At 72.9% G+C, this 14,867-nt stretch carries 12 protein-coding genes; 8 read left to right on the top strand and 4 right to left on the bottom strand.

Features of this window, described 5'->3' with window-relative positions; all coding sequences use genetic code 11:
- Nucleotides 1-60 precede the first annotated feature (60 nt).
- Complete coding sequence (locus POL25_RS19330) at nucleotides 61-453, top strand: hypothetical protein (RefSeq protein ID WP_272087577.1); 393 nt, start codon at nucleotides 61-63, stop codon at nucleotides 451-453.
- A gap of 137 nt (nucleotides 454-590) precedes the next feature.
- On the opposite strand, the gene POL25_RS19325 is transcribed toward POL25_RS19330, so the two are convergent.
- Both POL25_RS19325 and POL25_RS19320 read right to left on the bottom strand, forming a co-directional pair.
- Entirely contained in the window at nucleotides 591-1,628 is a 1,038-nt protein-coding gene (locus tag POL25_RS19325) for a hypothetical protein (protein ID WP_272087576.1), read from the bottom strand.
- Between the two features lie 177 nt (nucleotides 1,629-1,805).
- On the bottom strand, nucleotides 1,806-3,170 hold the full coding sequence (locus POL25_RS19320; protein WP_272087575.1) for a hypothetical protein: 1,365 nt from the start codon (nucleotides 3,168-3,170) through the stop codon (nucleotides 1,806-1,808).
- A 115-nt stretch (nucleotides 3,171-3,285) separates the two neighbouring features.
- Between POL25_RS19320 and POL25_RS19315 the strand changes: the two genes are divergently transcribed.
- A complete protein-coding gene (locus POL25_RS19315) occupies nucleotides 3,286-3,780 on the top strand; it encodes a DUF6265 family protein (RefSeq protein ID WP_272087574.1) in 495 nt (164 codons plus the stop codon).
- Nucleotides 3,781-3,891: 111 nt separating this feature from the next.
- A complete protein-coding gene (locus tag POL25_RS19310; protein ID WP_272087573.1) occupies nucleotides 3,892-4,470 on the top strand; it encodes a superoxide dismutase family protein in 579 nt (192 codons plus the stop codon).
- A gap of 278 nt (nucleotides 4,471-4,748) precedes the next feature.
- On the opposite strand, the gene POL25_RS19305 is transcribed toward POL25_RS19310, so the two are convergent.
- Entirely contained in the window at nucleotides 4,749-5,705 is a 957-nt protein-coding gene (locus tag POL25_RS19305) for a hypothetical protein (protein WP_272087572.1), read from the bottom strand.
- Nucleotides 5,706-5,975: 270 nt separating this feature from the next.
- On the opposite strand from POL25_RS19305, the gene POL25_RS19300 reads away from it, so the two are divergent.
- Together POL25_RS19300 and POL25_RS19295 are read left to right on the top strand one after the other, a co-directional pair.
- Nucleotides 5,976-7,655: a hypothetical protein gene (locus POL25_RS19300; RefSeq protein WP_272087571.1), complete on the top strand. Its 1,680-nt coding sequence runs from the start codon at nucleotides 5,976-5,978 to the stop codon at nucleotides 7,653-7,655.
- A gap of 362 nt (nucleotides 7,656-8,017) precedes the next feature.
- Complete coding sequence (locus POL25_RS19295; RefSeq protein ID WP_272087570.1) at nucleotides 8,018-9,961, top strand: membrane dipeptidase; 1,944 nt, start codon at nucleotides 8,018-8,020, stop codon at nucleotides 9,959-9,961.
- A gap of 21 nt (nucleotides 9,962-9,982) precedes the next feature.
- Here the strand turns inward: POL25_RS19295 and POL25_RS19290 are convergent, their stop codons facing one another.
- Nucleotides 9,983-10,339, bottom strand: coding sequence for a DUF3592 domain-containing protein (locus POL25_RS19290; RefSeq protein WP_272087569.1), 357 nt, complete (start codon nucleotides 10,337-10,339; stop codon nucleotides 9,983-9,985).
- A gap of 375 nt (nucleotides 10,340-10,714) precedes the next feature.
- Here POL25_RS19290 and POL25_RS19285 point away from each other — a divergent pair, with 375 nt between their 5' ends.
- Genes POL25_RS19285 through POL25_RS19275 form a run of 3 tightly spaced genes read left to right on the top strand, consistent with a single transcriptional unit; the run spans nucleotide 10,715 to nucleotide 14,645 of the window.
- Nucleotides 10,715-11,494 carry a TetR/AcrR family transcriptional regulator gene (locus POL25_RS19285; protein WP_272087568.1) on the top strand — a complete coding sequence of 260 codons (780 nt, stop codon included), beginning with the start codon at nucleotides 10,715-10,717 and terminating at the stop codon, nucleotides 11,492-11,494.
- Nucleotides 11,491-14,157: a phosphoenolpyruvate synthase gene (locus POL25_RS19280; RefSeq protein WP_272087567.1), complete on the top strand. Its 2,667-nt coding sequence runs from the start codon at nucleotides 11,491-11,493 to the stop codon at nucleotides 14,155-14,157. The genes POL25_RS19285 and POL25_RS19280 overlap by 4 nt, the downstream gene beginning before the upstream one ends.
- Nucleotides 14,154-14,645 (top strand): hypothetical protein, encoded by a 492-nt coding sequence (locus POL25_RS19275; protein WP_272087566.1) that lies wholly within the window; start codon nucleotides 14,154-14,156, stop codon nucleotides 14,643-14,645. Before POL25_RS19280 ends, POL25_RS19275 begins: the two co-directional genes overlap by 4 nt.
- Nucleotides 14,646-14,867 lie beyond the last annotated feature (222 nt).

Raw genomic sequence — 14,867 nt, 5'->3', positions numbered from 1 at the left:
CGAAAAGGCGGCGCGGCTAACCTCGGCGCTCCACCCCGCGCTCCCCGGCAGCCCATCGCCATGACCACCGCCTCCGCCAAGAAATTCGTCCTGCTCGTCGGCCTCGACCCCGCCGTCGTCGACTTCAGCCAGTTCCCCGGCCTCGACGCTCCCAAGCTCGCCGCCGGCCTCCAGGCCTCGCTCGACGCCACCACCGCGGCCGGCTTCGACGCCGAGTGGTGCCTGATCACCGACCGCTGGCCCGAGGCCGAGCCCGTCCTGCGCGCCCGCCTCACTGCGCGTCCGCCTGCCGCCGTCATGATCGGCGCCGGCATCCGCACCCAGCCCGCCCACCTGCTGCTGTTCGAGCGGATCGTCAACCTCGTCCAGGCCGTCGCCCCGGGCGCCAGCCTGTGCTTCAGCACCTCCCCGGACTCCGCCGCCGACGCCGTCCTGCGATGGGTCCGGCCGTGACCCCGGCATGTCCATTCGGACATGCCTCATCAAACATGCCCGATTCGACATGCCCACATGAGCATGTCCTCTCGAGCATGTCCTAAAGACCACACGCCGCTCCTGACCCGGGGCCTGCGTTCGCCGCCTGAAGTTTCCTACAGCGGCCCGAGCGGCCGCAGCCCCAGCTGCATCGCCGCCACCTGATCGGCGCGGAACGGCGACCGGCGCAGCGACGAATCGCGCTGGCGCGAGCGGAACAGATCGACGATGAAGTTCATGCGGTCCGCCAGCGCCGCCCAGTCGGCCGCCGCGCTGCCCTGCGTCGTATCGGGCGTGCGGTCGACCTCCTCCAGCACCGCGCGCAGCTCCGGGTCCGTGATCTGCGTCAGCGCGGCCGGGAACATCCGCCCGTCGCGGGTCGCCGGCACATCGCGCCCCAGCGCCAGCGCCCCCTCCGGCAGCTCGATCGTCATCATCCACCGCGTCAGCAGCGACCGCGCCACCTCGCCGAGGCGCTCGCCCAGCGCCCGTCGCAGCGGCGCCGCGTCGGCCGTCACCAGCAGCGCCAGCGGGGCCGACAGCGCCCCCGCGATCGCCGGCTGCAACCGGATCTGCTCGTGATAACCCACCAGCGTGTTCGCCAGCAGGATCTGCTCCGCCCGCGCCTTCGCCTCGCCCGTCTCCGCCGCCGTCACATAGGCCGCGAACGCCCGCCGCAGCAGCGTCTGCCCGCCCTCGCGCGTCGCCCCCTCCGTCAGCCCCGCGAACGCCACCGCCGCCGCCGCGCGCCGCTGCCCGACCGGCCGCGCCAGCACCTCGACCAGCGCGCGGAACAGCGGCGCCAGCTCGGCGAACACCAGCAAGTTGCCGCGACCGATGCGCTCACGCACCTCCGCGTCGACCCGGCTCACCGCCCCACCCAGCCGCGCCAGCCGCAGCGCCTCGGCCACCGCCTCGCCGCGGATGAACCGCCCCGCGCTCTTCGAAGCCCACGTCCCGTACGCGCACCAGCTGACGTCCTCGCCGCCGAGGTGCCCCGCCAGCGCCACCTCGAGCCGGTGATACACGTACGTGATCCACAGGTTGCGCTGCGCTGGATCCGCCATCGCGCAGGTCTCGGCGATCATCGCCGCATCGGGCGGCGGATCGCAGGTCGGCGCGAGCAACGAAGAAAGACAGACGGACGACGACATGGCGAGCCTCTCTCGCGGACAGTGCCTCGCCTCCTCCGATCAATTGCGGCTCGTCCTGCACCGATCCCGGTGAGCCGAAGCCATGCCCAGGGCCCCGGCCGCCACGCGCCCGCGCGCCTCGTCCTGCGCGATCGGACCGCCCTCGGCCCATATGCCGCGCCGCTCCGCGACCTCGTCTCACTCCGCGCGGAAGCGACGCACCCACACGTTCGCCCCCTCGCCCGGCACCTGCTCGTCGCCCGCCAGCACCACGAAGCCCGGCCCGAACGCCGCCGCCGAGCCGTGGTCGTCCAGCCCGACTCCGCGGTTCGCGTTCACATGCGTCCAGCGCGTCTCGCCGAGCCCCGACAGGCGCGCTCCGAAGATCTCGAGGTCTCCGCTCGCGCTCGTCACCGCCCCGGCCACGAACACCTCCTCGCCTGCGCCCACCGCCACCCCGCGGCCCGTATCGAAGCCTGCCACCTGATCGATCGACTGCGTCCAGCGCACCAGCTCACCCGCCGCGATTCGGCGCACCGCCACGTCGAAGCCTGCGCCCGGCCGGGCCTCGAGCCGCCCCGTCACCACCACCTCGCCCTCGCTGCCGATCGCCACCGCGTCCGTCCACGCCCCTGCGTGCTCCGCCTCGACCGTCGACGCCATCAGCGTCCCGTCGTGCCCCACGCGGACCAGCAGCGGGTGCAGCACCCCGTCGAGCTCCGCCGCCCCCGCTGCCAACATCTCCACCCCCGCCGCCGCGATCCCGCCCGCGTATGCGTCGCCCGTCCCTGCCGCCGCCAGCGTCTTCCACGTCGCCGCTCCGCTCCCCGGATCGTGGCGACGGATCGCCAACCGCACCGGGTACCCCGCCTCCGACCCCGTCGAATAGATCGCCCCGTCGGCCACCGCCAGCCCCGCGACCCCGCTCGCCCCGGCCCCTGCCGCCGGCTCGCTGAACTTCCACAGGTCCGCCCCCTCGCCCGTGAACGCCCGGATCATCGGCGATCGCAGCCCCGGGCTCAGCTCCTCGTGGCCGGCCGCGAACACCTGCCCCGCCGCGTCGACCACCACCTCGGCGAACGCATCGTCGAAGCCCGCCGCGTCGATCGTCTTGCGCCACAGCTCGTGGCCTTCCGGCGCCAGCGCCACGATCCACGCGTCGCGCGACTGCACCACCTCCGCCCCGACCACGAACACCCGGCCGGTCCCGTCGATCGCCACCCCGCTGGCGACGTCGTCCTGGCCGGCCCCGCCGTTGTGCGTGTACGTCCACTCCACCGCCGCGATCGGCGAACAGCTCGCGTCGCAGCCGTCGTCGGCCTCGAGGTTGCCGTCGTCGCACGCCTCGCCGGCATCGAGCACCCCGTCGCCGCACGCCGCCCCCGAGCCCGTCGAGAACGTCACCGGCAGCTGCGTCCCGCCCGGCTCGCCGGTGCCCTCGCTGCTGCTGCCCTCGACCTCCGTCTCGCCCGCCAGCGTGTAGCCCGGCGCCGACGTCTCGTTGCACGCCACCAGCGCCGAGAGACATGTCCCGAGAGTCATGCGAGCCAGCGCGCGCGCCACGATCCGAAGGGTCGCACAACCTGGCCTGTTTCGCCGTGGACCCGCCGTGAGCCGCCTCGACGCCGCTCGCCGGTGGTGCGAGACGGAACCCTGCATGTCCGGCTATCGTCCCCTCATGCGCGCCGGTCCGCCGATCCTCGCTCTCGTCCTGGTGGCCGGACTCGGCTGCGGGCACGCCCCCGTCGCCGACGCGCTGGCGCCGCTGTGCGGGACCTGGCGCCACCAGGGCCGTCACATCGTCACCGAGAGCTGGCGGCCGATGCGAGGCGGCCTTCGTGGTCGCAGCACCACCACCCAGCCGGGCGGCAAGCTCGTCGAGCTCGAGCTCATGACCCTCACCGTCCTCCGCAGCGGCCTCACCGAGTATCACGCCGAGCCCTCCGGCCAGGAGCCGACCATCTTCCTCGAGCGCCGCGATCCCGCGGTCGTCGCCGCGCCGGGCGAGCGGGTGTGGACTTGGGTCAACCCCGATCACGACTTCCCGCGCCGGATCGTCTACCGCCTCGCCGGTGATCGCCTCACCGCCAGCGTCTCCAACCCTGACGGCGACGTCGGCCAGCGGATCGGCCACACCTGGCAGTACCGGCGCACCGGCACCTGCGCGCCCTGACGTCCTCCGGCAGCGACTTCCAATTCCTCGTCCCACCGCCCCCAGCGGCCCCCCAGCGGCGTGCGACGTGCGCGTTTGCACCGGACGCGGACCTCGATCACGCTCCCGGCCATGACCCGGACCGCATTCACCCTCGCCACGCTCCCGCTGCTGCTCCTGGGGGCGCCCGGCTGCACGACGGACGAGGAGCCCTCGCCCGACGCCACGGCCACCCTGACCGCGCTGATGAGCAGCGGCGTGAACGGCACCGTCAACTTCACCCAGCTCGCCGACGGCAAGATCAAGGTCGAGGCCGACATTACTGGCCTCTCGCCTGGCAAGCACGGCATGCACGTCCACGAGTTCGGCGACTGCACCTCGCCCGACGGCGAGTCGGCCGGCGGTCACTTCAACCCTGACAAGGTCGACCACGGCGCGCCCGGGTCCGGCGCCCACCACCCGGGCGACTTCGGCAACCTCGACGCCGGCGCCGACGGCCACGCCAAGCTGACGCTGACCATGGACCCGGCCCACTTCTCGATCGCCAGCGGCACCTACAACGTCCTCGGCCGCGCGATCATCGTCCACGAGAAGGTCGACGATTTCGGCCAGCCCACCGGCAACGCCGGCGGCCGCCTCGCCTGCGGCATCATCACCTCGACCTCGGGCGACACCACCCCGGTCAAGAACCCCAACCCCCCGGGCGCGTGAGCCCGCACGCGGTCGTCGGTGCATCACCGGCGCCCGCCCGCGCGCTCCCGCCTATCTCTTCGGACATGTCCCGAAGGCCCGCTCATATGCCGGCCTTCGCAGTGTCATGAGCCTCGCGCCCGCCTTACCGCCTGCCTCTACAGACATGTCCCGAAGGCCCGATCCAGCGCGGGCCTTCGCAGCGACGTGAGCCAGGCGTCAGCGTTCGCTCACGCCTGACTCTTCGGACATGTCCCGAAGGCCCGCGGCGGCCGGCGCCCTTCGCATCGACGTGAGCCCTACGGCGACGGAATGCCGCAGAACCCGACGTTCTCGAGCCCTGGCGGCGCCTGTCCCATCTCGGACCACGCCAGACACTCCTGCCCCTGCCCCGGGCAGGTGTTCGCCGTCGAGACGTCGCAGAACGGCAAACAACAGCCGGGCGCCTGCGGGTCGCACTCCGTCGCCAGCTCGACCGGTGCGCACACCAGGCCCGGGTCGCAGGCGTTCTGGAACTCGCAGGCGTCGAAGACCTGACCTTCCTCGCCGCTCGCGTCGAGGACGCAGAGGAACCTGTCCGGGTTTTGTGGATTGGGGAGGCAGAGATCGCCGTCCGGACAGTCCTGGGCCAGCGGATCGCAGCTCGGCAGGCACAGGACCAGGGTGTCGCCCGCCGTGACCGTGCAGTCCGTGTTCGGGATCGGGCACATCGGCTCGTTCGGCGTGCCCGTGCACATCGCCAGGCACGTGCCCATCCCGGTGTCCTCGTCGACGTCCCAGCACTGCAGCCCGTCGTCGCAGGTGTCCTTCCCGCTCACTGCGCTGTCGATGACCGTGCACGGCTCGTCGAGGCCGGCCGGGTCGGGCACGAGCGGAAAACAACCCCAGCGATTCCAGGCCGACCCGCCGTCGTCCGCGAACGGCATGCATTTCTGTCCCTCGGGACAGATCCGCTCCCACGGATCGCACTCGTCCTCGCCCATGTCGAACTGGATCACGAACGTCCCGCTGTCGTCCGTGCCGCTGACCGTGGCGACCCCCGTGGAGGTCTCGCTGACCACGCCGGTCGTCGGCCCGTCCGGCCCCGTGGTAGCGGCGGCGCTCGTGCCCGTCGTCCCCGTGCCGGGCGTCGTCGTCCCCGTGCTCGTCGTCGCCTCCGTGGCGGTCTCGCCGGGCTCGAGGGGCCGCAGCGAGCAGCCGGTGACGTGAAGGATGCACCAGGCCCCGACGCCCAGCGTGGAACGAAAAGCTGCCATCTCGCCGCTCACCATGCCCTATTTTTCGACCGAAACAAACAATTAACCAGCTCGCTTCGATAGCTTCACGCACAGTGCGCATTTCGCAACCCTGCATCGCACGCGGCCTCCAGACCCCTGTCACTCTCCGAGCGCCCCGCAACCCCATGTCTCTCGAGACATGTCCCGAAGACCATCCCCTGCGCGCCCCTGCCCTCGCACCTGACCCGCTCCGTCCGGGCCGCGCTGGAGCCCCGCTCACCGCGGCGATATCCTCGACGCCCCCCCGCCATGGCCGTCCGGATCCAGTTCACCACCCTCCTGATTCGCATCGATCGCCTGCTCGCCGTCGACCCTGACGGCGTCGCCGCCATCACCTCGCGCTGGTCGCCGTCCTGGCGCGACGAGCACCTGCTCGCCGTCGCCTTCATGGACATGGGCGCCCGTGACCTCGCCGCCGAGCTCGAGGGCAAGGGCCTCGTCCTGCGCGACACCTCCACCGGCGAGCGCGTGTGGCGGGACATCGCCGTCGTCGACTACTACGACGGCCCCACCTTGCCGTGCGCCTGGCTCGAGCACGACCCCGCCGAGCACGTCGCCTGGCTCGCCGGCACCGTGCCCGGCCCGATCGCCGGCCCCGCCCACGCGCACGAGGAGGCCCCCCTGCGCTTCTCCCCGGACCAGTTCCAGAAGCTCCTGCAGACCCAGCACCCCACGGCTGCTCCCCCGGCCGAGCCCACCAAGCCGACCCGACCGGGCCGCACTCGCCCTGGCGAGCACGAGGCCGCCCTGCTCCCGTTCGTCCAGCAGATCGCCGCCGAGCTGCTGAACATCATCCCGCACAGCGCCAAGATCGAAGCCATCGTCCTCATCGCCCACTTTCCGCGCCCCGGCGAGGTCGTCAAGGCCGGCCGCGTCCTGCACGAGATCGACGGCGAGCTGCGGTCCATGTCGCTCCCGCCGCTCACCCAGGCGGCGCGCGGCCTGCTCGAGCATGTCTCGCGCCACCCCAGCGGCACCCCCCTCACCGCCATCGAGATCAGGATCGCCGGCGACGGCCGCGTCACCACCGAGTTCGGCATCGCCCCGCCCAGGTCCGCCGAAGCGCTCGAGGATCAGCTGGCCCGCACCTTCGGCAGCATCCCCACCGCCCGCGCCCCGCGTGCCCCCGCCCCGCAGGGCTTCTTCGGCAAGCTCAAGGCCATGTTCGGCGCCGGCCCCCGGGTCACGCTCCACCCGCAGCCGACCCTCCAGCACATCCCCCCGAGAGATCCGCTATCCATCCTCCTCGACCCGCTGGACGGCATCCACGAGCACTGGGACGACTTGCCGCCGGCCGCCGCCGCCCAGCCCAGGCCCGCCGGCGGCGCCCCGATCTTCGACCTCGGCGCCCTCCACGAGCTCGAGGCCCAGCGGGTCGCCGGCACCCCGATCTCGCCCGCCTTCACCCCGTCCGGCCCGCGGCTGGAGGTCCCCGCCCACGAGGGCCTGCTGGTCGCCGAGGCCCACGGCTTCCGCCGCATCGCCCTCGCCGAGTTCCACCGCGAGCGGCCCGACCTGCGCTTCGAGCCCGCCGCTGAGCGCCTCGTCCGCGACCTCGGCCCACTCGGCCAGCTCCACTTCACCGCCTGGAACGGCAACCTCAACCGCGCCGACCTCCACGTCACCGGCCTCGCCAGCCTCGACGGGCTGCTCGCGCGCGTCCAGCCCGTCCTGGTCGCCCTCGGCGGCCTCGGCCCCGTCTCGAGCGCGCTCGGCTCCCGCAGCCCCGCCGGCGTGCGCGAGCCCGTCCCCGTCACCTACGACGAGCTGCGCCGCTACCTCGTCCCCGATTCGCCCTACGGCTCCAAGGTGTTCCCGTGCTGGCTGCTCGGCGCCCCGCCGCACACCAGAGTCAGCCTCGACCTCAGCTGCAGCCTCCCCGACGGCAAGCCCGCCTTCGGCTACCTCGTCACGATCGCGCACATCTGACCGAAGGGGCATGCCCGAACGCGCATGTTCGATGGAACATGCCCCATCGAACATTCCCTGTTCGCCATGTCCCAAGAGCCATGCGCACCGGCACGACGCGACCTGTCGGCTCTGCTTCGTCGGCCATGTCGCGGTCGAACCAGCCGCAGACCGAGCCTGTCCCGCCGGCCACGCGAGTCGAGCCGGCGGCGCGCACGCATGACCCATCGGACATGTCCCATGGGCCACACTGCCTCCTCGGCCGCGCCCCAGCCCCGGCCCCGGGCGCCGCGCCCCGGCCGTCCCGCCCGCCCAGCGGCCCCCGGGCGCCCCGCAGCCCCGCCTTGACCGTCGCCCTCGCCCTCGCTAGCGTGCCTGGAACGATGATCCGCGGTCTCGCCGTCACCTTCACGAGCCTCGCCTTTTTCACCGCCTGCAACGGCGGCGGCCCGGCCGCGACCGACGCGAGCACCACGACCGGCACCGGCACCGGCGCCACCACCGACACGCCGACCACCACCGACGCCCCGACCACCACCGGCGGCCCCGACCTCCCGACCCTGCACGGCGTCGCCGACCTCCACCTCCACATGTTCGCCGAGGAGGCCTTCGGCGGCGGCTGGTTCCACGGCAGCCACGCCGGCCCTGGCGACGTCGCCCTCGCCCCTTGCGACGGCGGCGACCCCGGCGACCACGCTCGCCTCAAGGACGACCTCGCCCCCTTGCTCGGCGAGTGCGAGGGCATGAGCCTCGCCGACCTCGCCAAGCTCGTCCCGCTCGTCTCCGTCATCGCCGCGCCTGGCGGCGGCGAGGTCGTCAGCGAGTTCGTCAGCCAGATCCCCGGCTCCACCGGCGACACCGGCGAGCACAAGGCCCGCGTCGACGGCTGGCCCGGCTTTCAGGGCTGGCCGCGCTGGGACGCCATCGCCCACCAGCAGGTCTGGGAGGAGCACCTCCACGCCGCCTACATGGCCGGCCTGCGGCTCGAGGTCGTCTCGGCCGTCTCCAACGACTGGCTGTGCCGCGCCATCGCCGAGGAGAACCTCGAGCGCCCGCAGTGCGACGAGATGGAGGACGTGAAGGTCCAGCTCGAGCTGGCCCACCAATTCGTCGAGACCCATGATTGGGCCGAGATCGCATTGACCGCCGCCGACGCCCGCCGGATCGTCGGCGAGGATCGGCTCGCCCTCGTGCTCAGCGTCGAGGCCTCGCACCTCATGCAGCAGGGCGACTGGAAGCCGCAGCTCGACGAGCTCTACGCCCTCGGCGTGCGCACCCTCCAGCCCGTCCACCAGCTCGACAACCGCTTCGGCGGCGCCGCCCCGCACAACAACATCTTCCACATCGCCCAGTACGCCGAGAACTGTCACATCGACATGGACTGCGGCATCACCCAGGGCGGCGTCACCCTCGGCTTCGACGTCGACGCCGATTGTCGCAACACCCTCGGCCTCACCGCCGAGGGCGAGCAGCTCGCCAATGCCATGATGGACCTCGGCATGCTCGTCGACGCCGCCCACCTGTCGGAGAAGGGCGTGCGCGACCTGCACGCCCTCGCGGTCGCCCGCGACTACTACCCCTTCTACGTCTCGCACGGCCACTTCCGCGAGATGCTCCCGGCCGACAAGGCGCGCGAGGAGAAGACCACCCCCGTGTGGATCGTCGAGCACCTGCGCGAGGTCGGCGGGATCTTCGGCATCCGCACCGGCCACGAAGAGGTCAACACCTACGAGCCCTCCGACGTCGCCAACACCTGCCACGGCTCGAGCCGCTCGTTCGCGCAGTCCTATGATTTCGCCCGCCTCGGCCTCAAGGTCGCCGTCGCTCTCGGCTCCGACCTCAACGGCTTCATCCAGCAGGTCCGCCCGCGCTTCGGCGTCGACGCCTGCTCCGCCTCGTTCCCGACCGAGGCCCGCTGTCAGGCCCGCGACGAGCTCGCCGGCGGCCCCGCCCCGCTCGGCACCGGCTTCGACGAGGCCGGCCTCGGCCACATCGGCCTGCTCCCCGACCTGCTCGCCGACCTCGACCAGCTCGGCACCGACACCACCCCGCTGCGCGACTCGGCCGACGCCTTCGTGCGCATGTGGGAGCGCGCCGAGGCCCCGCGCTCCGGCCCCGCCGACCCCGCAGGCGACCTCGATGCCAGCGGCATCGTCGCCCTCCCGCCGCACGCCCAGCGCGAGGCCGAGTTCCCCGAGGAGTGCGGCGACTCCTACTGCGAGGCCTCGCTGAAGGCCGGCGAAGCCTGCCGCTTCGACGCCGAGTGCGTCAGCGGCACCTGCACCGGCGCCGGCGACTGCGGCGCGCCCAAGGGCACCTGCGCCTGAGCCTCGCGCCGCGCCGCGTCGTCAGTCGAGGAACCGGAACACATCCGGGTCACGCGGCAGGAACCGCACCTTGCGGACCGACCCGACCTGCAGGCGCGGCGCTTCCATCGAAGTGACCACCAGCGTCGTCTCGGCCCGGACCGGCGGGCCCCCGCTCTCGGGCTCGATCTCGAAGCGGAACCGCACCCGCGGCCTGCCGTTCTGCGCCGAGCCCGTGTCCTCGTAGGACAGCACGCGCGCCGTGCCGATCACCCCCTCCTGCTGCAGGAGCGCGACCTCCTTGCGATCGAGCTGGTCGACCACGCACCAGCCCACGCCGACCGCCAGGAACGCCGCACCGACGATGGAGAACGCGAGCTTGGGGTTAGTGCGGGCCATGCCCCGAGCATGCCACGGCCCCCGGTGCGCGGGCCCCGGCATCGGTCGCTCGGCGCGGAGGACCGCGCGACGCGGCCTCGACGCGAGCCCGATTCGCCCACGATCGCGCCCACCAGCCAGCGAAACGCGAAGGTGAGGGCGCGAGAACCTCGGCTCACGTCGCCGGCCCTCGCGCGATCGAGCCCCCGTGTCCCCGGCGAATCGTCGATCCCGCCACGCCCCCATCATCGCGCCCGCAATGACCACCTGTCCCTTCGGACATCCCGGTGGCATTCTCCCGGATCGCCGCGCGCGCATCCGCCCCGCGCCAACAAATTCCGCCGCCCTCCAAGACGACCGCTTGACGAAACGGAACGATTGATACACATATCTCTCGTGTCATCCCAAGCGTCCGTCACCCTCCCGGAGCTGCTCGAAGTCGCGCGGCGGCTGCTCGACGAGGCTGGGCCTGAAGCGCTCACCATGGACCGTTTGGCCGAGGCTGCCGGCATTTCTCGCAGTTCGGCCTACCGCCTCGTCGGCAGCCGCGAGGCCCTCGTCCAGCAGCTCGCCGCCGCGGGGGTCGACGCCCCCACGCGCGGAGACGCGCGCGAGAAGGTCCTCGCCGCCGCCCGCGACGTCTTCGCCCGGCAGGGCCTCGAGGGCGCCACCATCGAGGCCATCGCCGAGGCCGCCGGCGTCGGCACGGCCACCGTCTACCGCCAATTCGGCGACAAGAAGAACCTCCTCCGCGAGTTCGGCCGCAGTATGCACATTCGCCAGGTCGTGTGGAGCACCGCCCGCGAGCCCTCCGGCGACCTCGCCCTCGACCTCGAACGCATGGCCCTCGCCGCCCTGCAGCAGATGCGCGGCGACCAGGCCCTCATGCGCCTCATCCTCGTCGAGCGGCTGCGCGGCAGCAGCACCCTCGGCGAGCTCGCCGACGCCCCCGAGCGCTCGATCCACGGCCTCGCCGCCCTGATGCGCCGCTACGTCGAATCCGGCCACCTCGTCGACGACGACCCCTACCGGCTCGCACGCGCCTTCCAGGGCATGCTGCTGGGCTTCGGCATCCTCGACGGACTGTGGGGATTGCCCGGCGACGGCGACCCCGAGCGCGACGCCCGGACCATCGTCGCATTCTTCCTCCACGGCGTGAAACGAGGTGCTCCGTGACCCTGATCCTGCCATTCTCCGCCATCGGCCCCGACGACCTCGCGCGCGTCGGCGGCAAGGGACAAAACCTCGGCGCCCTCACCCGCGCCGGCTTCCCCGTCCCGCCGGGCTTTTGCGTCACCACGGCCGCCTATCACCATTTCGTGGCCGGCTGCCCCGAATTCGCGCAATGGCTCGACCGGCTCGACGCCCTCGGCCCCGACGACGTCGCTGGCGCGCGCGAGCTCGGGGCCGGTGTGCGTGACGCTCTGCTCGCCGTCCCGCTCCCGCCCGCGCTGATCGCCGATCTCGCCGCCGCCCACCGCGAGCTCGGCCGCGAGCACGCCTACGCCGTGCGCTCCTCCGCCACCGCCGAGGACCTGCCGGGCGCCTCGTTCGCCGGCCAGCAGGACACCTATCTCAACATCCGCGGCGGCGACGAATTGTCGGCCGCGGTCCGGCGCTGCTTCGCCAGCCTGTTCACCGACCGCGCGATCCTCTACCGCGCGCGCAACGGCTTCGGCCACCGCCACGTCGCCCTCGCCGTCGTCGTCCAGCGCATGGTCGTGCCCGACGCCAGCGGGATCCTCTTCACCGCCGACCCCGTCACCGGTCACCGCGGCACCCTCACCATCGACGCCGGCTATGGCCTCGGCGAGGCGCTCGTCAGCGGCCTCGTCACCGCCGACCTCTACCGCGTCGATCGCCGCACCGGCGCGCTCAAGGAGCTGCGTATCGGCGACAAACACGTCGCCATCCGCGCCGTGCCCGGCGGCGGCACCGTCACCGAAGATGTCCCCGAGGACAGGCGTCGCGCTCGCGTCCTCGACGACGCCGCCGTCGCCGCCCTGACCGACCTCGGCGCCCGCGTCGAGGCCCACTACGGCGGCGTCCCCCAGGACCTCGAGTGGTGCCTCGTCGAAGGCCGGCTGTGGCTGGTCCAGGCGCGCCCGATCACCTCGCTCTATCCCTTGCCCGCGCCCGGCCCCGACGACGGCGCCGTGCACCTCTACCTCAGCTTCGGCCACGCGCAGAACATGATCGATCCGATCACGCCGATGGGCCGCGACCTGTGGCGCGCGGTGTTCCCGTTCGGCAAGACCCGCCTCGACGAGCTGCCGCATGGCGCGGCGACGATGGTCGACGCCGGCAGCCGGATCTTCATCGACTTCACGCCCGCGCTGCGCCTGGGGCCGACGCGCCGCCTGGCCTTCCGGATCTTGCGCGCGGTCTACCCCGAGGTGGCGGCGCGCCTTGCCACATTGGTGGATCGCCCGGAGATCCAGGCCGCCGCCAAGCCGCGCCCCGCCGCGCTGGGGCTGGCCGCGCGCATGATGTGGGGCGTCCCGTTCGAGCTCGCGTGGCTGCTGCTGGGCGCGCGCCTCGAGGATCAGGCCGCCTGGGCCGATCGGCTCGTCGCCGCGTGGGTCGCCAGCTTCCGCGCCGCCGTCGAATCTCAGCCGCCCGGCGCCGCCCGCCTGCGCGCCGCCCGGCACCAGCTCACCGGCGTCTTTCAGGTCATGCCGAAGATCGCCCCGCGCCTCGCCGCCGGCCTGCTCAGCCTCGGTCGTCTGCGCCGTCGCTTCGCCGACACCCCGCACGCCGCCGACGTCGAGCTCCTCCAGCGCGGCCTCGTCGGCAACGTCACCACCGAGATGGACCTCCGCGTCGGCGACCTCGCCGACCTCGTGCGCCTTCACCCCGACCTGCGCGCCGCTCTCGAGCACGTGCGCCCCGGCCAGCTCGAGCGCCTGCGCGACCTGCCCGGCGGCCCCGCCTTCGTCGACGCGCTCGCGGCCTTCCTCGTCCGCTTCGGCATGCGCGGCCAGGCCGAGATCGACATCGGCCGCCCGCGCTGGGCCGACGATCCCGCGCTCTTGCTCACCAGCATCCGCGGCATGGCGGCCCACGGCGACGCGCCCGGCCAGCACCGCCGCCACTTCGCCGGCCTGCAGGCCGAGGCCGAGGCCGCCGCCGCGCGCCTCGTCGCCGCTGCACCTGTCCTCGCGCGCGGGTGGGTCCGCCGCCAGGTCGAGTGCGTGCGCTACTGCCTCGGCCTGCGCGAGCACCCCAAGTACCTGTTCGTCCAGTGCTTCGAGCTCGTGCGCCGCACCATCCTCGCCGCCGCCGACCCGCTCGTGCGCGACGGTCGACTCGCGGCCCCCGGCGACGTGTGGTTCCTGACCTACGACGAGCTGCTCGAGCTCGTCGCCGATCCGCACGCCTTCGACCCGCGCCCGCGCATCGCCGAGCGCCGCGCCGACTACGAGCATTCGCGGCACCTCACCGTCCCGCTCGTCGTCACCAGCGAGGGCGAGGTCCCCGCCCGACCTGTCCCGAAGGACCTGCCCGAAGGGGCACTCGCCGGCCTCGGCGCCAGCGCCGGCGTCGTCGAGGGCATCGCCCACGTCGTCCTCGATCCCGCCGCCCAGGTCCTGCGCGCCGGCGAGATCCTCGTCGCCCCCTACACCGATCCCGGCTGGACCCCCCTGTTCGTCCACGCCGCCGGCCTCGTGTGCGACGTCGGCGGCATGATGACCCACGGCTCCGTCATCGCCCGCGAGTACGGCATCCCCGCCGTCGTCGGCGTCGGCGACGGCACCAAGCGCCTCAAGTCCGGCCAGCGCCTGCGCGTCGACGGCAGCCGCGGCATCGTCGAGGTCCTCGCGGAGCCCGGCCCATGAAGCTCGCCCTCCTCCTCCTCGCCGCCGCCCTGCTGATCCTCGGCCTGCTCGCCGCCGTCCAGGGCGTGTTCGTCGACGGCCTCCAGCGATCCGGCCGCACCTTCCTGACGATGATGCCGATCCTCGTCGTCGCCTTCTTGCTCGCCGGCATGGCCGAGGCCCTCCTCCCCGCCGATTTCGTCGAGCGCTGGCTCAGCGACGCCGCCGGCCCGCGCGGCCACCTCCTCGCCTGGATCGCCGGCGCCCTCACCCCCGGCGGCGGCCTCCTCGGCATGCCCCTCGCCGCCGGCCTGCTCAAGGCCGGCGCGGGCGTCGGCGTGCTCGTCACCTACCTCACCAGCATGGCCCTCCTGCCCATCCTCCGCCTGCCGATGGAAGTAGGCATCTACGGCGCCCGCCTCGCCGCCCTGCGCGTCGCCGCAAGCTGCCTGCTCCCCTTCGCCGCCGGCGCCACCGCCCAGCTCATCGTCCGCCTGATCCGCGCATGACATTGCTCTCAGGACATGTTCAAAACGACATGTCCCATGACTCATGCCCATGAGGACATGTCCCATCGGCAATCCCGCTCACGGTCCTCTGCCTCGCCTCTGCTTCGCCACTCAGGCCCGAGCCGTGCGACCATCGCGCCCCTCGCCCTCGACCCGCATCAAAGGCCCGCTTCGCGCCTCGCTCGACGCGCGCTACCTCTCGCACCGCCTGTCCCAAAGGCC

Source organism: Nannocystis bainbridge (assembly GCF_028368995.1).
GTDB lineage: Bacteria > Myxococcota_A > Polyangia > Nannocystales > Nannocystaceae > Nannocystis > Nannocystis bainbridge.
This window is presented reverse-complemented; position numbering and strand designations above follow the sequence as displayed.